Origin of the sequence: Streptococcus oralis subsp. dentisani (genome assembly GCF_003944205.1) — a bacterium.
Classification (GTDB): Bacteria; Bacillota; Bacilli; order Lactobacillales; family Streptococcaceae; genus Streptococcus; species Streptococcus oralis_BH.
The window spans coordinates 52004-73241 of record NZ_RJPH01000006.1 but is presented as its reverse complement, the minus strand read 5'-3'; the positions used below and the strand labels follow the sequence as shown (position 1 = coordinate 73241).

20 protein-coding genes are annotated in these 21238 nt (G+C 43.1%); 18 read left to right on the top strand and 2 right to left on the bottom strand.

Going from position 1 to position 21238, the window contains the following annotated elements; all coding sequences use genetic code 11:
• The first annotated feature begins 113 nt into the window (after positions 1-113).
• The 11 genes from D8805_RS05750 to D8805_RS05700 all read left to right on the top strand — a co-directional run bounded on the left by D8805_RS05750 (position 114) and on the right by D8805_RS05700 (position 10227).
• Positions 114-404: a thiamine-binding protein gene (locus tag D8805_RS05750; RefSeq protein WP_000647674.1), complete on the top strand. Its 291-nt coding sequence runs from the start codon at positions 114-116 to the stop codon at positions 402-404.
• Positions 367-1125: an ABC transporter permease gene (locus D8805_RS05745; protein ID WP_125416124.1), complete on the top strand. Its 759-nt coding sequence runs from the start codon at positions 367-369 to the stop codon at positions 1123-1125. Before D8805_RS05750 ends, D8805_RS05745 begins: the two co-directional genes overlap by 38 nt.
• 38 nt (positions 1126-1163) lie before the next feature.
• On the top strand, positions 1164-2171 hold the full coding sequence (locus tag D8805_RS05740; protein ID WP_125416122.1) for an ABC transporter substrate-binding protein: 1008 nt from the start codon (positions 1164-1166) through the stop codon (positions 2169-2171).
• On the top strand, positions 2171-2899 hold the full coding sequence (locus D8805_RS05735) for an ABC transporter ATP-binding protein (protein ID WP_125416120.1): 729 nt from the start codon (positions 2171-2173) through the stop codon (positions 2897-2899). Before D8805_RS05740 ends, D8805_RS05735 begins: the two co-directional genes overlap by 1 nt.
• Before the next feature lie 72 nt (positions 2900-2971).
• A complete protein-coding gene (locus D8805_RS05730; protein ID WP_061418687.1) occupies positions 2972-3274 on the top strand; it encodes a hypothetical protein in 303 nt (100 codons plus the stop codon).
• Positions 3275-3579: 305 nt separating this feature from the next.
• Positions 3580-4038: a CtsR family transcriptional regulator gene (locus D8805_RS05725; protein ID WP_125416118.1), complete on the top strand. Its 459-nt coding sequence runs from the start codon at positions 3580-3582 to the stop codon at positions 4036-4038.
• 1 nt (position 4039) lies between these two features.
• Positions 4040-6472 carry an ATP-dependent Clp protease ATP-binding subunit gene (locus D8805_RS05720; RefSeq protein ID WP_125416116.1) on the top strand — a complete coding sequence of 811 codons (2433 nt, stop codon included), beginning with the start codon at positions 4040-4042 and terminating at the stop codon, positions 6470-6472.
• A 145-nt stretch (positions 6473-6617) separates the two neighbouring features.
• Complete coding sequence (locus D8805_RS05715; protein WP_125416114.1) at positions 6618-7676, top strand: AAA family ATPase; 1059 nt, start codon at positions 6618-6620, stop codon at positions 7674-7676.
• 9 nt (positions 7677-7685) lie between these two features.
• Entirely contained in the window at positions 7686-8465 is a 780-nt protein-coding gene (gene pnuC / locus D8805_RS05710) for a nicotinamide riboside transporter PnuC (RefSeq protein WP_125416112.1), read from the top strand.
• A 1-nt stretch (position 8466) separates the two neighbouring features.
• A complete protein-coding gene (locus tag D8805_RS05705; RefSeq protein WP_084877194.1) occupies positions 8467-9240 on the top strand; it encodes an NUDIX domain-containing protein in 774 nt (257 codons plus the stop codon).
• Between the two features lie 303 nt (positions 9241-9543).
• Complete coding sequence (locus D8805_RS05700) at positions 9544-10227, top strand: hypothetical protein (protein WP_125416110.1); 684 nt, start codon at positions 9544-9546, stop codon at positions 10225-10227.
• Between the two features lie 65 nt (positions 10228-10292).
• On the opposite strand, the gene dusB is transcribed toward D8805_RS05700, so the two are convergent.
• Positions 10293-11273 carry a tRNA dihydrouridine synthase DusB gene (gene dusB / locus D8805_RS05695; RefSeq protein ID WP_185756315.1) on the bottom strand — a complete coding sequence of 327 codons (981 nt, stop codon included), beginning with the start codon at positions 11271-11273 and terminating at the stop codon, positions 10293-10295.
• A complete protein-coding gene (gene hslO, locus D8805_RS05690) occupies positions 11260-12132 on the bottom strand; it encodes an Hsp33 family molecular chaperone HslO (RefSeq protein WP_125416108.1) in 873 nt (290 codons plus the stop codon). The genes dusB and hslO overlap by 14 nt, the downstream gene beginning before the upstream one ends.
• A gap of 164 nt (positions 12133-12296) precedes the next feature.
• Between hslO and D8805_RS05685 the strand changes: the two genes are divergently transcribed.
• From D8805_RS05685 to dltB, 7 genes are all read left to right on the top strand, one after another.
• Positions 12297-13724: a helix-turn-helix domain-containing protein gene (locus D8805_RS05685; protein ID WP_125416106.1), complete on the top strand. Its 1428-nt coding sequence runs from the start codon at positions 12297-12299 to the stop codon at positions 13722-13724.
• Between the two features lie 156 nt (positions 13725-13880).
• On the top strand, positions 13881-15389 hold the full coding sequence (gene glpK / locus D8805_RS05680) for a glycerol kinase GlpK (RefSeq protein WP_125416104.1): 1509 nt from the start codon (positions 13881-13883) through the stop codon (positions 15387-15389).
• Positions 15390-15452: 63 nt separating this feature from the next.
• Positions 15453-17279 carry a type 1 glycerol-3-phosphate oxidase gene (gene glpO, locus D8805_RS05675; protein ID WP_084975934.1) on the top strand — a complete coding sequence of 609 codons (1827 nt, stop codon included), beginning with the start codon at positions 15453-15455 and terminating at the stop codon, positions 17277-17279.
• A gap of 69 nt (positions 17280-17348) precedes the next feature.
• A complete protein-coding gene (locus tag D8805_RS05670; RefSeq protein ID WP_084975935.1) occupies positions 17349-18053 on the top strand; it encodes an MIP/aquaporin family protein in 705 nt (234 codons plus the stop codon).
• A gap of 239 nt (positions 18054-18292) precedes the next feature.
• On the top strand, positions 18293-18424 hold the full coding sequence (locus D8805_RS05665; protein WP_025168981.1) for a teichoic acid D-Ala incorporation-associated protein DltX: 132 nt from the start codon (positions 18293-18295) through the stop codon (positions 18422-18424).
• A gap of 20 nt (positions 18425-18444) precedes the next feature.
• The gene (dltA, locus tag D8805_RS05660; protein ID WP_125416101.1) at positions 18445-19995 is read left to right on the top strand and encodes a D-alanine--poly(phosphoribitol) ligase subunit DltA; all 1551 of its coding nucleotides are present in this window, start codon (positions 18445-18447) and stop codon (positions 19993-19995) included.
• Entirely contained in the window at positions 19992-21236 is a 1245-nt protein-coding gene (dltB, locus tag D8805_RS05655) for a D-alanyl-lipoteichoic acid biosynthesis protein DltB (RefSeq protein ID WP_125416098.1), read from the top strand. Before dltA ends, dltB begins: the two co-directional genes overlap by 4 nt.
• The last annotated feature ends 2 nt before the right edge of the window (positions 21237-21238 follow it).

Sequence of the window (21238 nt, the reverse complement as noted above, 5' to 3'; positions counted from 1 at the left end):
TGATCTGGGTAATGCCAGCGTAGGGAAGGATACTTAGCCGAATTCTGCACCTTTTCCGTATATGGAAGGGGTTTTCTTTTTGTCAAAAGGAAGCCTGAGAAGAGGAGGTTTTTATGAAAGCAAGCATTGCCTTGCAAGTCTTGCCCCTATCACAGGGGATTGACCGGATTGCTATTATCGATCAGGTTATTGCTTATCTGCAAGCTCAGTCCGTGACCATGGTGGTGACACCCTTTGAAACGGTCTTGGAAGGAGAGTTTGATGAGCTCATGCGCATTCTCAAAGAAGCGCTAGAAGTGGCAGGGCAGGAGGCAGATAATGTCTTTGCCAATGTCAAAATAAATGTAGGAGAGATTTTAAGCATCGATGAGAAACTTGAAAAGTATGATGAGACGACACATTAGTCTTTTGGGCTTTATAGGAGTCTTGTCGGTCTGGCAGTTAGCGGGAATATTCAAACTTTTACCCAAGTTTATCCTACCAACTCCCTTTGAAATTCTCCAGGCCTTTGTTCGTGACAGAGAATTTCTCTGGCACCATAGCTGGGCGACCTTGAGAGTGGCTTTACTGGGACTAGTCTTAGGAGTCTTGATTGCCTGTCTCATGGCGGTGCTTATGGACAGTCTGGCTTGGCTCAATGACTTGATTTACCCTATGATGGTGGTTGTTCAGACCATTCCTACCATTGCTATAGCTCCTATCTTGGTCTTGTGGCTAGGCTATGGAATTTTGCCCAAGATTGTCTTGATAATCCTGACAACAACCTTTCCTATCATCGTTAGTATTTTGGATGGATTTAGGCATTGTGACAAGGATATGCTGACCCTGTTTAGTCTGATGCGTGCAAATCCTTGGCAAATTCTTTGGCATTTTAAAATCCCGGTTAGTCTGCCCTACTTTTATGCAGGTCTGAGGGTTAGTGTCTCCTACGCCTTTATCACAACCGTGGTGTCTGAGTGGTTGGGAGGCTTTGAAGGACTAGGTGTCTACATGATTCAGTCCAAGAAACTGTTTCAGTATGATACCATGTTTGCCATTATTATTCTGGTGTCGATTATCAGTCTTCTCGGTATGAAGTTGGTCGATATTAGTGAAAAATACGTGATTAAATGGAAACGTCCCTAAGATAAGGATGTTTTAGAAAAAGAAAAGAGGAAATAAAAATGAAGAAAACATGGAAAGTGTTTTTAACGCTTGTAACGGCTTTTGTAGCTGTCGTGTTGGTAGCTTGTGGCCAAGGAACTGCTTCTAAGGACAACAAAGAAGCAGAAGTCAAAAAGATTGACTTTATCCTAGACTGGACGCCAAATACCAACCACACAGGGCTTTATGTTGCCAAGGAAAAAGGTTATTTCAAAGAAGCTGGAGTAGATGTTGATTTGAAATTGCCACCTGAAGAAAGCTCATCTGACTTGGTGATTAATGGCAAAGCGCCATTTGCTATCTATTTCCAAGACTACATGGCTAAGAAATTGGAAAAAGGAGCAGGCATTACTGCCGTTGCCGCTATCGTTGAGCACAATACATCAGGAATCATTTCTCGTAAATCTGACAATGTCACCAGTCCAAAGGACTTGGTTGGCAAGAAATACGGTACTTGGAATGACCCAACTGAACTTGCTATGTTGAAAACCTTGGTAGAATCACAAGGCGGAGACTTTGAGAAGGTCGAAAAAGTACCAAACAACGACTCAAACTCCATCACACCGATTGCCAATGGCGTCTTTGATACTGCTTGGATTTACTACGGTTGGGATGGTATCCTTGCTAAATCTCAAGGCGTAGACGCTAACTTCATGTACTTGAAAGACTATGTCAAGGAGTTTGACTACTACTCACCCGTTATCATCGCTAACAACGACTATCTAAAAGACAACAAAGAAGAAGCTCGCAAAGTCATCCAAGCTATTAAAAAAGGCTACCAATATGCCATGGAACACCCAGAAGAAGCTGCAGATATCCTCATCAAGAATGCACCTGAACTCAAGGAAAAACGTGACTTTGTTATCGAATCTCAAAAATACTTGTCAAAAGAATATGCAAGTGACAAGGAAAAATGGGGACAATTTGACGCTGACCGCTGGAATGCCTTCTACAAATGGGATAAAGAACATGGTATCCTTAAAGAAGACTTGACAGACAAAGGCTTCACCAATGAATTTGTAAAATAATGACAGAAATTAGACTAGAACACGTAAGCTATGCCTACGACGAGGAGAAGATTTTGGAGGACATTAACCTACAGGTGACTTCAGGTGAAGTGGTCTCTATCCTGGGTCCAAGTGGTGTTGGAAAGACTACCCTCTTTAATCTGATTGCAGGGATTTTAGAAGTCCAGTCAGGTAGAATTGTCCTTGATGGGGAGGAAAATCCCAAGGGGCGCGTGAGTTATATGTTGCAAAAGGATCTGCTCTTGGAGCACAAGACGGTGCTTGGCAATATCATCCTGCCCCTCTTGATCCAAAAGGTTAATAAGGCTGAAGCTATTGCTCGCGCAGATGAAATTCTTGCGACCTTCCAGTTGACAGCTGTACGGGATAAGTATCCTCATGAACTCAGCGGAGGGATGCGCCAGCGTGTAGCTTTACTCCGCACTTATCTTTTCGGGCACAAGCTCTTTCTCTTGGATGAGGCCTTTAGCGCCTTGGATGAGATGACCAAGATGGAACTTCACGCTTGGTATCTGGAGATTCACAAACAGCTAGAGTTAACTACACTCATCATTACACATAGTATCGAGGAGGCTCTCAATCTCAGCGACCGCATCTATATCCTAAAAAATCGGCCTGGACAGATCGTCTCTGAAGTCAAACTAGATTGGTCTGAAGGTGAGGACAAGGAAGTCCAAAAGATTGCCTATAAGCGTCAAATCTTGGCGGAATTGGGATTAAATACTTAGAAAAATAGAGAGTTGGTGAAGTTTATTCTTTATCAGCGTCCTTTTTGTAAAGCAATAGAAAGAGTGTATGACATGTTAAGCAGACTGAAGAAATTACGGAGAGAAAATGGAACATCAGTTGTCTCCTTTGCATTTATTGCAATTGCTATAGTATCAGGATTTATAATTTACTTTAGTCCTGATATTGCAAAGTCATTAGGATTAGATGAAAAAAGATTTGAAAACGTAGTGGGAACAGTTTTAACTCCGACATTATTATTTATAGGTTATTTAATTTTTGAAAAATCTGTAGATAAATATCGAGAAGAAATTAAAGAGGAACAGAAAATACTAAAAGAAAAACAGAATGAGTTGGGAGACAATTTTAAAAGTTAAGAGAAAATTAGAGTTGTTGGTGGAATAGGTTTCCTTTACTAAGGAAAATGGAGACATAGCAAAAAGCACGTTTGACCGTGCTAGATTCTTGCCTGTGGAACTCGTCAATATTACGCCCTTTTTAGGGCTCTTTTTTGTGGACTTTTTTAGGAACTTTCAAGAAAAACTAAGGCGAATTAATGCCAAAGTATTTTTTAAAAAAGTCAGTATTTCCAATGGTTGAGCCTTAAAAATTTGACTTATAGAGTGTTAAATGATAGTATAGTCAAAGATAGTCAAGGTTCAAAGAAGGAGTTTGATTTACTATGAGATTTAAAAATACATCAGATCATATCGAAGCCTATATCAAGGCGATTTTAGACCAGTCTGGTATCGTGGAATTGCAGCGGAGCCAGTTGGCAGATACCTTTCAGGTTGTGCCAAGTCAGATCAACTATGTAATCAAGACACGCTTTACGGAAAGTAGAGGTTACTTGGTTGAGAGCAAGCGTGGTGGCGGAGGCTACATTCGCATAGGGCGGATTGAGTTTTCCAATCATCATGAGATGCTCCGCGATTTGCTTTACTCGATTGGTGAGCGAGTTAGTCAGGAGATCTATGAGGATATTCTCCAGCTTTTGGTGGAGCAGGACTTGATGACCAAGCAGGAGATGGCTTTGCTGACTTCAGTAGCAACGGATCGTGTTCTGGGGGAAGAATCCTCAGTTGTCCGTGCCAATATGCTCCGACAGCTATTACAAGAGGTAGATAGAAAAGAGAAGTAAGATGAACTATTCAAAAGCATTGAATGAATGTATCGAAAGTGCCTACATGGTTGCAAGCCATTTTGGAGCTCGTTACCTGGAGTCTTGGCATTTATTGATTGCCATGTCCAATCACAGTTACAGTGTGGCAGGTGCGACTTTAAATGATTATCCATATGAGATGGACCGTTTAGAAGAGGTTGCGTTGGAACTGACTGAAACGGATTATAGCCAGGACGAAACCTTTACGGAATTGCCCTTTTCCCATCGTTTGGAGGTTCTCTTTGCAGAAGCAGAGTATGTGGCTTCAGTGGTCCATGCTAAGGTGCTAGGGACAGAGCATGTCCTCTATGCGATTTTGCATGATGGTAATGCCTTGGCAACTCGCATCTTGGAGAGAGCAGGCTTCTCTTATGAAGACCAGAAAGATCAGGTCAGAATTGCTGCTCTTCGTCGCAATTTAGAGGAACGTGCAGGTTGGACAAGAGAAGATCTTAAGGCTTTACGTCAACGCCATCGCACGGTAGCAGACAAGCAAAATTCTATGGCTAATATGATGGGCATGCCTCAGAATCCAAGTGGCGGTCTAGAGGACTACACGCATGATTTGACAGAGCAAGCGCGCTCTGGCAAGTTAGAGCCAGTTATTGGTCGTGACAAGGAAATCTCACGTATGATTCAGATTTTGAGTCGAAAGACCAAAAACAATCCGGTCTTGGTAGGAGATGCTGGTGTCGGAAAAACAGCTTTAGCACTTGGACTTGCCCAGCGTATTGCTAGTGGGAATGTGCCTGCGGAAATGGCAAAGATGCGTGTTCTAGAGCTTGATTTGATGAATGTCGTTGCGGGAACACGTTTCCGTGGGGATTTTGAAGAGCGCATGAACAATATCATCAAGGATATCGAGGAAGATGGCAAAGTGATCCTCTTTATCGATGAACTCCACACCATTATGGGTTCTGGAAGCGGTATTGATTCGACTCTGGATGCTGCCAATATTTTGAAACCAGCCTTAGCTCGCGGAACTTTGAGAACAGTTGGGGCCACCACTCAGGAAGAATATCAAAAACACATCGAAAAAGATGCTGCCCTTTCTCGTCGTTTTGCCAAAGTGACGATTGAAGAGCCAAGTCTAGCTGACAGCATGACCATTTTGCAAGGTTTGAAGGCCACCTATGAGAAACACCACCGTGTGCAAATCACAGATGAAGCTGTCGAAACAGCTGTCAAGATGGCACATCGTTACTTGACCAGTCGTCACTTGCCAGACTCTGCCATCGACCTATTGGATGAAGCGGCAGCAACAGTGCAAAACAAATCCAAGCATGTGAAAGCAGACGAATCCGGCTTGAGTCCAGCTGACAAGGCCTTGATGGATGGCAAGTGGAAACAAGCGGCCCAGCTAATCGCAAAAGAACAAGAAGTGCCTGTCTATAAAGACTTAGTGACAGAATCTGATATCTTGACTACCTTGAGTCGCTTGTCAGGTATCCCAGTCCAAAAACTGACACAAACAGATGCTAAGAAATACCTGAACTTGGAAGCTGAACTACACAAACGTGTCATCGGCCAAGATCAAGCTGTTTCAAGTATTAGCCGTGCGATTCGCCGCAATCAGTCAGGAATTCGTAGTCATAAGCGTCCGATTGGTTCCTTTATGTTCCTAGGACCAACGGGTGTCGGTAAGACCGAACTGGCTAAGGCTCTGGCAGAAGTTCTCTTTGATGACGAATCAGCCCTTATCCGCTTTGATATGAGTGAATATATGGAGAAATTTGCAGCTAGCCGTCTCAATGGAGCTCCTCCGGGCTATGTGGGCTACGAAGAAGGGGGGGAGTTGACCGAGAAGGTTCGCAACAAACCATATTCCGTTCTCCTCTTTGACGAGGTAGAGAAGGCCCATCCAGATATCTTCAATGTCCTCTTGCAAGTCTTGGACGACGGTGTCTTGACAGATAGCAAGGGGCGCAAGGTGGACTTTTCAAATACCATTATCATCATGACGTCAAACCTTGGTGCGACAGCCCTTCGTGACGACAAGACTGTCGGATTTGGCGCGAAAGACATTCGTTTTGACCAAGAAAATATGGAAAAACGAATCTTTGAAGAGTTGAAAAAAACTTATCGACCAGAGTTTATCAACCGTATTGATGAAAAGGTGGTCTTCCATAGCTTGGATAGCGAACACATGCAGGAAATCGTTAAGATTATGGTTAAACCATTGATTGCTAGCCTGGCAGAGAAAGGCATCGACTTGAAACTGCAAGCTTCAGCGTTGAAGTTGCTGGCAAGCCAAGGTTATGATCCAGAAATGGGAGCTCGCCCACTTCGCAGAACCCTGCAAACAGAAGTGGAGGACAAGTTGGCAGAACTCCTCCTTAAGGGAGAACTGGTAACAGGCAAGACCCTCAAGATTGGTGTCAAAGCAGGTCAGTTAAAATTTGATATTGCTTAAAAATGGAGAGTCAGGAGCAATCCTGATTCTTTTTTGCTACTTTTTTATAAAAAATGATAAAAAACTATTGACAAAACAAAAATATAGTATATAATAAAAACATAGAAAACAAAAATATCAAAAACTATAAAAAGGTAAAACGTTTATGAAAAAGAAAACAGCAGTGGTGTTTGGAACCTTTGCTCCGCTTCATCAAGGGCATATCGATCTGATCCAGAGAGCAAAGCGCCAGTGTGATCAGGTCTGGATAGTCGTTTCAGGCTATGAGGGAGACCGAGGGGAGCAGGTAGGTTTAAGTCTTCAAAAACGATTTCGCTATATCCGAGAGGCTTTTCGTGATGACGAGTTGACCTCTGTCTGCAAGCTGGATGAGAGCAACCTTCCCCGTTACCCTATGGGCTGGCAGGAGTGGTTGGACCAGATGTTAGCGGAGATTTCCTATGATGAAACCCAGCAAGATTTGACTTTCTTTGTGGGAGAAGAAGAATACCAGCAAGAGCTATCTAAATGTGGATTTAGCACTGTCTTGCAAGAAAGAAAGTTTGGTATCTCAGCGACTATGATTCGAGAAAATCCAAGCAAATATTGGAAATACATCGCTCAACCCTTCCGACGTCAGTTTACAAAGAAAGTCTTGATTATGGGAAGTGCTAGTAATGGGAAGACTACTTTAGCAAAGGATTTGGCTAGGTATTACGATGCGCCCGTTAGTCTGGAATACGCGCGTGAGTACCAGATCAAAAACAATGTCCGCGACGATGAATTGACTCCAAAGGATTATTATTATCTCCTGTTGGGACAGTATGACCAGACCTCCAAGTTAATCGATAGCAATGCCAATCGAGGCCTAGTGATAGCTGATACCAACTCCTTGGTAACCAAGGGTTACTATGACTATTACATGGAGACTGAGGACCAAGGGGACTTATCAGGAGAAACCTTTGACAATCTCTTTGCCTCTATCTTGGCCAAGGAAAAATGGGACTTGATTCTCTTTGTGCAACCTGTCGGGTCTTATGTCAATGACGGATTTAGAGATATGACCATGGCGGAAGACCATATTCGCTACAGTTTTTCCCAGCATTTGGATCAGATGAGGGAGCGATACTTAACCACCATTCCACTAGTTTATCTAGCGGAGGATTACCTAGGCAATTATGAAGTGGCAAAAGTGGCTATTGATGCCATTTACCAAGCAGATTAGGAGAAGAATATGAAAAAACTAACTGAAAAAATCACACAATTTATCGAAAACTTTAAAAATGTCCATGCAGAAGCCCGCAAGATTGGTTTTGCAGGAATCATGCGCTTACTCTGGAAAGATCTCTTTGTTGGTCGTAGCCTTTTGCAGTGGTTGTATCTCATCGCCTTGTCAAGTGTTCCCTTGATCTTGGAATTCACACAAAATACGGAAAGTCATGACTGGCTGAGCTTGTTTGCATCCTGGACTGGGATTGTCTGTGTTATCTTGGTAGCAGAAGGGCGTGCAAGCAATTATCTCTTTGGGGCTATTAACTCAGCTATCTATTTGATTTTGGCCATGAATGCGACTTTTTATGGCGAAGTTTTGACGACCGTTTACTTCTTTGTCATGCAGCCGATTGGTCTCTATGCTTGGCTGTCTAATCGTATCAATGACCAAGGAAAACCAGAAGAATCCCACTTTGAAGCTAAGAAATTATCTGTTCTTGACTGGCTCAAGTACTTGGCCTTGACTGCCATTATCTGGATTGGTATGGGCTTGGCTTACCAAAGTATCAATAGCGCTCGCCCTTTCCGTGATAGTGTTACCGATGCGACCAATGGTGTTGGTCAGCTCTTGATGACACGTCTCTACCGTGAGCAATGGATTTTCTGGATTGCAACCAATCTCTTTAGTATTTATCTCTGGTGGGGTGAAAATATCCACATCCAAGGGATGTACTGGGTATACACACTCAATAGTCTAGTGGGGTGGTACCAATGGACTAAGGCAGTTCGAAAGGAGGCATAAGATGGCAGACATAAAGATTCCAGAAGGGATGACGGAAAAAGAATATTATGAAATCCATGCCAGTCAGGAGGAGTTTTTAGACTGGTACTACAAGCAGGAACTCCCTCAATATGAAAAGCCAAGCGTGACGGTGGATATGGTGGCCTACTGCTTTGTCGAAGGAAAAATCAAACTCTTGCTAATCCGTCGCAAGGCTCACCCTTATCAAAACTGTTTAGCCTTGGTTGGAGGCTTTATGGACAAGGGAGAAGATGCTGCACATGCCTGTCAGCGCGAAGTGAGAGAAGAAGTCAATCTCGATCTACCTTTGGAGAAAATCGAGCAATTGATGACGGTATCGACCCCCGGGCGTGACCCACGGGGCTGGACGGTGACCATTGCTCACTTAGTGTACCTACCTAGTCGTGCCTTAGACCTCGTTCAGGCAGGAGACGATGCCAAGGATGTCGTTTTCGTAGATGTCGATTTTCAGACAGGCAAATGCTACCTAGATGGAGTCGAGCTGGAGGAGCAAGCCTTCGCCTTTGACCATTATGCCATTATCCAAGAATCCATCAAACGAATTCAAGGCCGTCTCGACTGGAATCCGACTTTCCTTTATCTGCTGGAGGAGGAGTTCACTGTCTACGAAGGAACCGAACTAGTCAATCTCATCAATCCCGGTCGCCCCATCGTCAGCAATAACTTTCTCGTAAAATACGGCGAATATGTAGAAGAAGTCGGACTCAAACGAGTACCCAAAAAGAAACCAAGAAAAACCTATCGATTGAAATAAAAAGTGAGGTCGGGAACTTTTCCCGACCTCTTTATTTGCAATTATTAGATGTTTTTATCCTATTTCGATAGTACTGTAGGCCTTTATCCAAAATCATGCAAGCGAATTACACAAGAGTGATGTAAAAAAATGACTCTAATCTAAGAAATTTTCTATTTTTTCGTTTCGATTACGAATAGAGATAGTAGAGAGAAATTTTTTAAAATAGTTTCTCTAAATAGTTGACAGATTTAAAGCCTAATGTTACAATTATATTACAAAAAGATTTCTCAATATTTCAAAAATATTACAAAGGAGCAAAAAATGAAAAAGAAAACCTATATCAAATTGATGGCAGCGACTGTATTGGCTTCTACCTTGCTACTGGGAGCTTGTGGAAATAAAAATGAAACCACTCAAACCAGCAGCTCTGCAAAAACAAGTCAGTCATCAAGTTCCAAAGCAACTTCTTCTAGCAAAGAAAGCAAGACTCAAAAATCTTCAAGCTCAGCTTCATCTGAAAAGGCTCAGGCATCTTCTGGTCAGTCTTCTACAACGGCAGATCAGTCACAAGCGAAACCAGCACCTGAATCAAGACAAGAACAAGCAGCTCCTAATCAACAAGCCCCATCTCAGGCACCTTCAACTCAGCAAGGTTCTCAAGCCCAGTCTAACCAGTCAGGCTATGATCCAACAACTGACCGCAAACTTCAAGACAAGCAAGCTGAACACAACAAACGCTACAAGGGTGTTTTAACCATGGTCGATGGTGATTTCTCAGCAGCTGCAGGCAACTGGAAGGGAGCGAATGGCGAAACTATTACGGTTTCATCAGGGGGCCAATTTACAGTAGAAACTGCAGATGGAAAGAAAGAAAACTATTCTATCAGAGGCTACTCTTACACACTTGATGATGGTAAGTATAATGCTAAAATCGGTGGAGGAAGAATCATCCAAATTACAACAGGTGCGGATGGTAAAGTTTCGAGCGTTGCCTTGATTCAATAATAGTACCTAGGTTTTCCTAGGATCTAAAAAACCGTAAACTCAAGCGAGTTACGGTTTTTTGTATATTATGCTTTGTCTAATTGCAAGAGGGCTTCAATCTCTGCCAGAGTGCTGGCTTGGGAAATGGCTCCACGGAGTTTGGCTGCACCAGATGTTCCTCGAAGGTAGTGAGGAGCGAGTCCACGGAATTCACGAACGGCTATGTTTTCTCCTTTGAGGTTAATCAAGCGTTTCAAATGTTCGTAAGCAATTTTCATCTTGTCTTCAAAAGTCAAGTCAGGGAGAATTTCTCCTGTTTCAAAATAGTGATTGATCTGGTTGAAGAGGTAGGGATTTCCCATAGCAGCGCGACCAATCATGACAGCGTCAGCCCCGACTTCTTCGATACGCTGTTTGGCTTCTTGGACCGTACGGATGTCACCGTTGGCGATAAATGGAATCTTGGTTAGGGCTTGGGCAACCTTGTGAAGAGTCTCAAGGTCTGCGTGACCTGTGTACATTTGTTCACGGGTACGGCCGTGCATAGCGAGGGCAGAGACACCTGCAGCCTCAGCTGCGAGGGCATTCTCCACGGCTAGGGATGGATCAGACCAGCCAGTACGCATTTTGACAGTGAGGGGGATATCAAGGACAGATTGGACCTTATTGATAATAGAGTAAATCTTGTCTGGATCCTTGAGCCACATAGCGCCAGCTTCGTTTTTCACGATTTTGTTAACTGGGCAGCCCATGTTGATATCGACGATATCGGTCTTGGTGTTTTCTTGGATGAATTCTGCTGCGCGTGCAAGGCTGTCTTCATCACTACCAAAAAGTTGGATAGAAACCGGGTTTTCTCCTTCATCGATATGAAGCATGTGCAGGGTTTTTTCGTTGTTGTATTGGATTCCCTTGTCAGAGACCATTTCCATTACAACGAGTCCAGCTCCGAGCTCTTTTGCGATGGTACGAAAGGCTGAGTTGGTGACACCAGCCATGGGTGCTAAAACAGTACGATTGGGAATCTCAACATTGCCAATCATAAAAGGTGTATTAAGATTTGTCACGAATGAGTTCCTCCAGGTCGTTTTCATCAAAGTTATAAGTTGTTTGGCAGAATTGACAAGTGATTTCTGCTCCGTGATCTTCCGCTTTCATTTCCTCAAGGTCTGAGTTTGGAAGGCTGGCAAGAGCGTTTAAAAAGCGATCTTTGCTGCAGTCGCATTGGAAACGGATTTCTTCTTCAGATAGGCGTTTGTAGGATTCGTCACCATAAATAGCCTTGAGAAGGGCTTCGATATGGTCATCGCTTTCCAGAAGAGTCGAGATAGCTGGCATTTCTTGGATACGTTTCTCAAAGCGGGCAATCTCTTCTTCCTTGGCCCCTGGCAATACTTGGAGAAGGAAACCTCCGGCAACTTTGACCTTGTCGTCTTTATCCAAAAGAACATTGAGGCCGACTGCTGAAGGGGTTTGTTGACTTTCTGTCAGGTAATAGGCCAAGTCTTCACCGATTTCCCCAGAGATGAGAGGAGTCATGGAGTTGTAAGGATTTCCAGTACCGTAGTCTGTAATAACGAGGAATTGACCGTTTCCAACAAAAGGTCCAACAAGGACTTCACCAGTTGCAGTCTTTTTGATGTCAACGCCAGGATTTTGCACATAGCCTTTGACATTTCCCTTGGTATCTGCGACTGTGATGATGGCACCGAGAGAGCTCGTTCCAAGAACTTTAACTGTTAGTTTGGTATTTCCTTTTTCATTGGCTGCGAGAATTTGGCTAGCGATAAGGGTACGACCAAGTGCGACGGTTGAACTGGCTTGGGTTTGATGTTTTTCTTGAGCAGTGCGGACGGTTTCAGTGCTATCAAGGACAAAAGCACGAAAGGCTCCGCTTTCTGATATAGTTTTAATAATTTTATCCATAGCTACTATTTTAGCATAAAAATGCTCAAAGGGGGAGCCGTGTGTTTGCTGTTTCTGTGGAATAATGACGAGGAAATCAACCTTAAAATAAAATGAGAAACAGATTATTTCAGCATTTGAAAGATTTATGCTATGCTTGTAGGAGAAAATGAAAGGGGTAACAAATGTATTTAGGCGATTTGATGGAAAAAGCAGAATCTGGTCAATTTTTAGTCCTTTCCTTTCTATTACAAGATTCGCAGACAACAGTCAAGAAAGCCATGGAAGAAACAGGTTTTTCAAAAGCGACCCTAGCCAAGTACATTTCTCTGATTAACGAAAATGCCTTGGAAAGAGGACTAGAGCTGACCATCCACTTGGAAGATGAAAATCTGCGTTTGTTGATTGGTGCAGCCACAAAGGGGAGAGAGATTCGGAGCTTGTTTCTAGACAATGCCATTAAGTACCAAATTTTGGTTTACCTTCTCTATCACCAACAATTTCTAGCTCATCAGTTGGCTCAAGAATTGATGATTAGTGAGGCCACGCTTGGTCGCCACTTAGCTAGTCTAAATCAGATTTTGTCAGAATTTGACTTATCCATCCAAAATGGCCGTTGGCGAGGTCCGGAGCATCAGATTCGTTACTTTTATTTCTGCCTTTTCCGCAAGGTTTGGTCGAGTCAGGAATGGGAAGGTCACATGCAGAAAGCTGAGAGAAAACAAGAGATTGCTAGCTTAGAAGAAATCTGCGGTGCCAGCTTGTCTTCGGGTCAGAAATTAGACTTGGTTCTCTGGAATCATATCAGTCAACAGCGCCTTCGAGCTAACGCCTGTCAGTTTCAAGTCATAGAAGAAAAAATGCAGGGGTATTTTGATAATATTTTCTACCTTCGTTTGCTGAGAAAGGCTCCGTCCTTTTTTGCTGGACAACACATCCCTTTAGGAACTGAGGACGGTGAGATGATGATTTTCTTTTCGTTTCTCCTTTCCCATCGTATCTTGCCCCTTCATACTATGGAATATATCCTTGGTTTTGGAGGGCAATTAGCCGATTTGCTGACGCAATTGATTCAAGAAATGAAGAAGGAGGAGCTGCTGGGGGACTACACAGAGGACCATGTCACCTATGAACTCAGTCAGCTTTGTGGTCAAGTTTATCTCTACAAGGGCTATATCTTGCAAGATCGCTACAAGTATCAGATAGAACATCGGCACCCTTATTTGCTGATGGAGCATGACTTTCGAGATCTTGCTCAGAAAATTTTCGCCTCCTTGCCAGCTTTTCATCAGGGGACCGACCTGGATAAGAAAATTCTCTGGGAATGGATCCAGTTGATAGAGTATATGGCAGAAAATGGTGGTCAGCATATGCGGATTGGTCTGGATTTGACATCTGGTTTCCTTGTCTTTTCTAGGATGGCTGCCCTTTTGAAACGGTATTTGGAATACAATCGTTTCATTACTATTGAAGCCTATGACTCCAGTCGACATTATGATTTGTTAATTACCAACAACCCGATTCATAAGAAAGAACAGACTCCGGTTTATTATTTAAAAAATGATTTGGATATGGAGGATTTGGCGAAGATTCGTCAGATGCTCTTTGCCTAAAAGGCCTGAATTTTCAGGTCTTTTTTGTGAAATTCGCACAATCTCCTCACTTTTTTTTAAAATTTTAAAAAAAGTGATAAACAAGAAAGCGCTTTATTTTGTATACTAGTTACTGTAAAGAGGAACCCCCTCAAGATTTTATCAGGAGGACAGCACATGTCACAAGAAAAATACATCATGGCCATTGACCAAGGAACGACCAGTTCTCGTGCCATCATTTTTAACAAAAAAGGAGAAAAGGTCAGCTCTAGTCAAAAAGAATTCACTCAGATTTTCCCTCAAGCAGGTTGGGTAGAGCACAATGCCAATGAAATTTGGAACTCTGTTCAGTCAGTTATCGCGGGTGCTTTCATCGAAAGTGGTGTGAAACCAAGTCAAATCGAAGCCATCGGGATTACCAACCAGCGTGAAACAACTGTCGTCTGGGATAAGAAAACAGGACTTCCTATCTACAACGCTATCGTTTGGCAGTCACGCCAGACAGCACCTTTGGCTGAACAACTGAAAAGCCAAGGTTATGTGGAAAAATTCCATGAAACGACTGGTTTGATCATTGACGCTTACTTCTCTGCTACCAAGGTTCGTTGGATATTGGACCATGTAGAAGGCGCTCAAGAGCGAGCAGAAAAAGGAGAATTGCTCTTTGGTACTATCGATACTTGGTTAGTTTGGAAATTGACTGACGGTGCGGCTCACGTAACGGACTACTCCAATGCGGCTCGTACCATGCTTTATAATATTAAAGAACTCAAATGGGATGATGAGATTTTGGAAATCCTCAACATTCCTAAGGCTATGCTTCCAGAAGTTCGTTCTAACTCTGAAATCTATGGTAAGACTGCTCCATTCCATTTCTACGGTGGGGAAGTGCCAATCTCAGGTATGGCTGGGGACCAACAGGCAGCCCTCTTTGGACAGTTGGCCTTTGAACCTGGTATGGTTAAGAATACTTATGGAACAGGTTCTTTCATCATCATGAACACTGGTGAAGAGATGCAGCTATCTGAAAACAACCTTTTGACAACGATTGGTTACGGAATCAACGGCAAGGTTTATTATGCTTTGGAAGGTTCTATCTTTATTGCTGGAAGTGCCATTCAGTGGCTTCGTGATGGACTTCGCATGGTTGAGAATTCACCAGAGTCTGAAAAATATGCTCTCAATTCTCACAACAATGACGAAGTCTATGTCGTACCTGCCTTTACAGGTCTAGGGGCACCATACTGGAACCAAAACGCTCGTGGCTCTGTCTTTGGTTTGACTCGTGGAACAACTAAAGAAGACTTTATCAAGGCAACTTTGCAATCTATCGCTTATCAAGTACGTGACATCATAGACACGATGCAAGTGGATGCTCAGACAGCTATCCAAGTCTTGAAGGTAGATGGTGGTGCAGCCATGAACAACTTCCTCATGCAGTTCCAGGCTGACATTTTGGGAATCGATATTGCCCGTGCTAAAAACTTGGAAACAACTGCCCTAGGTGCAGCCTTCCTAGCTGGTTTGGCAGTGGGTTACTGGAAGGATTTGGACGAGTTGAAGCTCTTGAACGAGACAGGAGAACTCTTTGAGCCATCCATGAACGAATCGCGCAAGGAACAACTCTACAAGGGCTGGAAGAAGGCTGTGAAAGCAACGCAAGTCTTTGCGGAAATCGACGACTAATACTGTTTCTTGATGCAATGATCAGCTTAAGAATGAAACGACTCAGTTAGAAAGTGTGTAAATATGGAATTTTCAAAGAAAACACGTGAATTATCAATTAAAAAAATGCAGGAACGCACCCTGGACCTTTTGATTATCGGTGGAGGGATTACAGGAGCTGGTGTAGCCTTGCAAGCGGCAGCTAGTGGTCTTGACACAGGTCTGATTGAAATGCAAGACTTCGCAGAAGGAACATCTAGCCGTTCAACAAAATTGGTTCACGGAGGTCTGCGTTACCTCAAACAATTTGACGTGGAAGTGGTGTCAGATACAGTTTCTGAACGTGCAGTAGTTCAACAAATCGCTCCACATATTCCAAAACCAGATCCAATGCTCTTGCCAGTTTACGATGAAGATGGAGCGACCTTTAGCCTCTTCCGTCTCAAAGTAGCCATGGACTTGTACGACCTTTTGGCAGGGGTTAACAATACGCCAGCTGCTAACAAGGTCTTGAGCAAGGAAGAAGTCTTGGAACGCCAGCCAAACTTGAAGAAAGAAGGTTTGGTAGGAGGTGGGGTTTACCTTGACTTCCGTAACAACGATGCGCGTCTCGTGATTGAAAATATCAAACGTGCCAACCAAGACGGTGCCCTTATTGCCAACCACGTTAAGGCAGAAGGCTTCCTCTTTGATGAAAGTGGCAAGATTACAGGTGTTGTAGCTCGTGATTTGTTGACAGACCAAGTCTTTGAAATCAAGGCGCGTCTGGTTATCAATACGACAGGTCCTTGGAGCGACAAGGTACGTAATTTGTCTAATAAGGGAACACAATTCTCACAAATGCGTCCAACTAAGGGAGTGCACTTGGTAGTGGACTCAAGCAAGATCAAGGTTTCACAGCCAGTTTACTTTGACACAGGTTTGGGAGATGGGCGTATGGTCTTTGTTCTACCACGTGAAAACAAGACTTACTTTGGTACAACGGATACTGACTACACAGGCGATTTGGAACATCCAAAAGTGACGCAGGAAGATGTAAATTATCTGCTTGGTATTGTCAACAACCGCTTTCCAGAAGCAAACATCACCATTGATGATATCGAAAGCAGCTGGGCTGGTCTTCGTCCATTGATTGCAGGCAATAGTGCTTCTGACTACAATGGAGGAAATAACGGAACCATTAGCGATGAAAGCTTCAATAGCTTGATTGCGACTGTCGAAGCTTATCTATCGAAAGAAAAAACGCGTGAAGATGTTGAATCTGCTGTCAGCAAGCTTGAAAGTAGCACATCTGAGAAACATTTGGATCCATCTGCAGTTTCTCGTGGTTCGAGCTTGGATCGTGATGACAATGGCCTCTTGACTCTTGCTGGTGGTAAAATCACAGACTACCGTAAGATGGCTGAAGGAGCTATGGAGCGCGTGGTTGACATCCTCAAAGCAGAATTTGACCGTAGTTTTAAACTCATCAACTCGAAGACTTATCCTGTTTCAGGTGGAGAATTGAACCCAGCAAATGTGGACTCAGAAATCGAAGCCTTTGCGCAACTTGGAGTTTCACGTGGCTTGGATAGCAAGGAAGCTCACTATCTAGCAAATCTTTACGGTTCAAATGCACCGAAGGTCTTTGCCCTTGCTCACAGCTTGGAACAAGCGCCAGGACTCAGCTTGGCAGATACCTTGTCCCTTCACTATGCAATGCGTAATGAGTTGGCTCTGAGCCCAGTTGACTTCCTTCTTCGTCGTACCAATCACATGCTCTTTATGCGTGATAGTTTAGATAGCATCGTTGAGCCAGTTCTGGATGAAATGGGACGATTCTATGATTGGACTGAAGAAGAAAAAGCAGCCTACCGTGCGGATGTCGAAGCAGCTCTTGCTCAAAACGATTTGGCAGAACTAAAAAATTAAGAAAAAGGAAAAGAGGTGGAGGGCAGCATTCCTTGTCGCCCGCCCCTTCTTTTAAATGGAGACAAAGATATGATGAAAGAATTATTTGGAGAATTTTTGGGGACCTTAATCCTCATCCTCCTAGGAAATGGTGTTGTTGCAGGTGTGGTTCTTCCCAAAACCAAGAGTAACAATTCAGGTTGGATTGTCATCACTATGGGATGGGGAATTGCTGTAGCCGTTGCGGCCTTTGTATCTGGCACGCTCAGTCCGGCCCACCTAAATCCAGCTGTGACGTTTGCGATGGCCTTAAAAGGAACGCTCTCTTGGGGTTCAGTTTTCCCTTATATCCTAGCCCAATTCGCAGGAGCGATGGTGGCTCAGATTTTGGTTTGGTTGCAATTCAAACCACACTATGAAGCGGAAGAAAATGCAGGTAATATCCTAGCGACTTTTAGTACTGGACCAGCAATCAAGAACACAGTATCGAATTTGGTTAGCGAAATCCTTGGAACCTTTGTTTTGCTCTTGACAATCTTTGCCTTGGGACTCTATGACCTTCAGGCAGGATTAGGGACCTTTGCAGTGGGAACATTGATTGTCGGTATCGGTCTTTCACTAGGTGGGACAACGGGTTATGCCTTGAACCCAGCTCGTGACCTTGGACCTCGTATCATGCACAACCTTCTTCCAATTCCAAACAAGGGAGATGGGGACTGGTCTTATGCTTGGATTCCTGTTGTGGGGCCTGTTGTTGGTGCGGCCCTAGCAGTTCTCGTATTTTCACTTTTCTAAGATAAAAGAGCTATTTGCATTAGAGTTTGAGATGGGAATCTCAGGCTCTTTTTTGTCTATTTTGATGGCAAAACATTGATATCTTAACTTATCTTAAAATAAGCTAAAACGAACTTTTAAGTTATGGTAAACAGTTGAAAAAAAGGTTGATAAAATGGTAAAATGTTAGGAAGATAAGATAGTAAATGCATAGTTGCATAGCTTTTTTGAAAAATCATAGAAAATTGAACACACTAACTATGGGAAAACACAGAAAATTGTATATGTTTTTGGGACAGACCGTCCTATATTTTGTAATCTTACTTGGTTTGCTTTATTTTTTTAGTTACCTTGGTCAGAGCCAAGGAACCTTTATTTATAATGAGTTCTAGTTTGAAGGAGAAGAAAAACCGTGTCTAATAAACCGATAAAAGATATGATTGAAACGATTGAGCACTTTGCTCAAACACAGCCAACATATCCTGTCTACAATGTTTTAGGTCAAGAGCATACTTATGGTGATCTGAAGGCTGATTCAGATAGTTTAGCTGCAGCTATTGATCGACTTGGCTTGCCTGAGAAATCTCCAGTCGTCGTTTTTGGTGGTCAGGAATATGAGATGTTGGCTACCTTTGTGGCGCTGACTAAGTCGGGACATGCCTATATTCCAATTGACAGCCATTCGGCCTTGGAACGAGTTTCTGCTATCGTAGAAGTTGCAGAGCCAAGTTTGATTATTGCCATCTCGGATTTTCCATTAGAGCAAACTAGCGTACCGATGCTGAATTTAGAGCAAGTCCATGAAGCTTTTGCTCAAGCTTCTAGCTACGAGATGACGCATCCAGTCAAGGGAGATGATAATTACTACATCATCTTTACTTCTGGTACGACTGGTAAGCCAAAGGGAGTGCAGATTTCCCATGACAATCTCCTCAGTTTTACCAACTGGATGATTACAGATAAAGAGTTTGCGACGCCAAGTCGTCCACAAATGCTGGCCCAGCCCCCTTATTCTTTTGACCTATCTGTCATGTACTGGGCGCCAACCTTGGCACTGGGTGGTACGCTTTTCGCTCTTCCATCTGCCATCACACAGGATTTTAAGCAACTCTTTGCGTCCATATTCTCATTGCCCATTGCTATCTGGACTTCAACGCCTTCCTTTGCAGATATGGCCATGTTGTCAGAAGACTTTAATAGTGAGAAAATGCCTGGCATCACGCATTTCTACTTTGATGGTGAAGAATTGACGGTCAAAACAGCTCAAAAACTGCGCGAGCGATTCCCAAATGCCCGTATTATCAATGCCTACGGACCAACAGAAGCGACAGTGGCTTTGTCAGCAGTTGCTGTAACAGACGAGATGTTGACGACTCTCAAACGCCTGCCAATCGGCTATACTAAGGCTGATTCTCCAACCTTTATCATTGATGAGGAAGGCAATAAGCTGCCATATGGTGAACAGGGAGAAATCATTGTTTCTGGGCCAGCTGTTTCAAAAGGCTATATGAATAATCCTGAAAAAACAGCAGAAGCTTTCTTTGAATTCGAAGGTCTTCCAGCCTACCACACAGGGGATGTAGGAACTATGACAGATGAGGGCTTGCTTCTCTATGGTGGACGCATGGATTTCCAGATTAAGTTTAATGGTTATCGCATTGAGCTTGAAGATGTCTCTCAAAACCTCAACAAGTCTCGCTTTATCGAGTCGGCTGTTGCTGTCCCACGTTATAACAAGGACCACAAGGTACAAAATCTACTGGCCTATGTCATCCTAAAGAATGGTGTCCGCGAGCAGTTTGAACGTGATATCGATATTACCAAGGCTATCAAGGAAGACTTGGCAGATATCATGATGTCTTATATGATGCCATCCAAGTTTCTCTATCGAGACAGTTTGCCACTAACGCCTAATGGTAAAATTGATATCAAGGGCTTGATCAACGAGGTAAACAGTAGATGATGGAGCTTTACAAACAGCTACCTCATTTGGAACCTTATGGCAATCTTTATTATTTTTTGTATGTGATTGCTGCGACCCTACCGATATTTATCGGGCTCTTTTTCAAGAAACGTTTTGCCTGGTATGAGGTGCTGGTTAGTCTCTTCTTTATCGTCACCATGTTGGTCGGTGGAAAGACCGATCAAATAAGCGCTCTTATCCTTTATGTTATCTGGCAAGTACTGCTTGTATCTTTCTATAAAAGGTACAGGAAACGACGGGATAGTAAATGGATATTTTATCTAGTTAGTTTTCTATCCCTATTGCCTATCGTCTTTGTGAAAGTATCTCCTGCTATTCACGGACCCCAATCTTTGTTTGGCTTTTTAGGGATTTCTTACTTAACCTTTCGTGCAGTTGGGGTTATCGTTGAGTTGAGAGATGGTGTTATCAAGGATTTAACGATTTGGCAATTCTTACGTTTTCTTCTTTTTATGCCGACTTTCTCAAGTGGTCCCATTGATCGTTTTAAACGTTTCAATGAAAATTATGAGACCATTCCTGAGCGGGATGAGCTGATGGACATGCTAGAAGAGGCTGTCAAGTATATCATGCTTGGTTTCCTCTACAAGTTTATCTTGGCTCACATTTTAGGAGAGACATTATTGCCTCCGCTGAAAAATTTGGCTTTGCAGACAGGCGGTTTCTTTAATCATTATGCTTTAGCGGTCATGTACACCTTTGGTTTGGAGCTCTTCTTTGACTTTGCGGGCTACTCTATGTTTGCCTTAGCCATTTCAAACTTGATGGGTATTCATAGTCCTATCAACTTTAACAAGCCCTTTTTGTCAAGGGATTTAAAAGAGTTTTGGAATCGTTGGCACATGAGTCTGTCTTTCTGGTTCCGTGACTTTGTCTTTATGCGGATGGTGATGGTGTTGACCAGAAAGAAGGTCTTTAAAAATCGTAATGTGACCTCAAGTGTAGCCTATATTCTCAATATGCTGATTATGGGATTTTGGCATGGAGTGACCTGGTACTACATCGCCTATGGACTTTTTCATGGGATTGGGCTGGTCATCAATGACGCTTGGGTTCGTAAGAAAAAAGCACTCAATAAAGAACGGAAAAAAGCTGGAAAGGGTTCCTTACCTGAGAATCGCTGGATTCAGTTGTTTGGCATGGTTGTTACCTTCCATGTTGTCATGTTTTCATTCTTAATCTTTTCTGGATTTTTGAATGATTTATGGTTTAAAAAATAAAA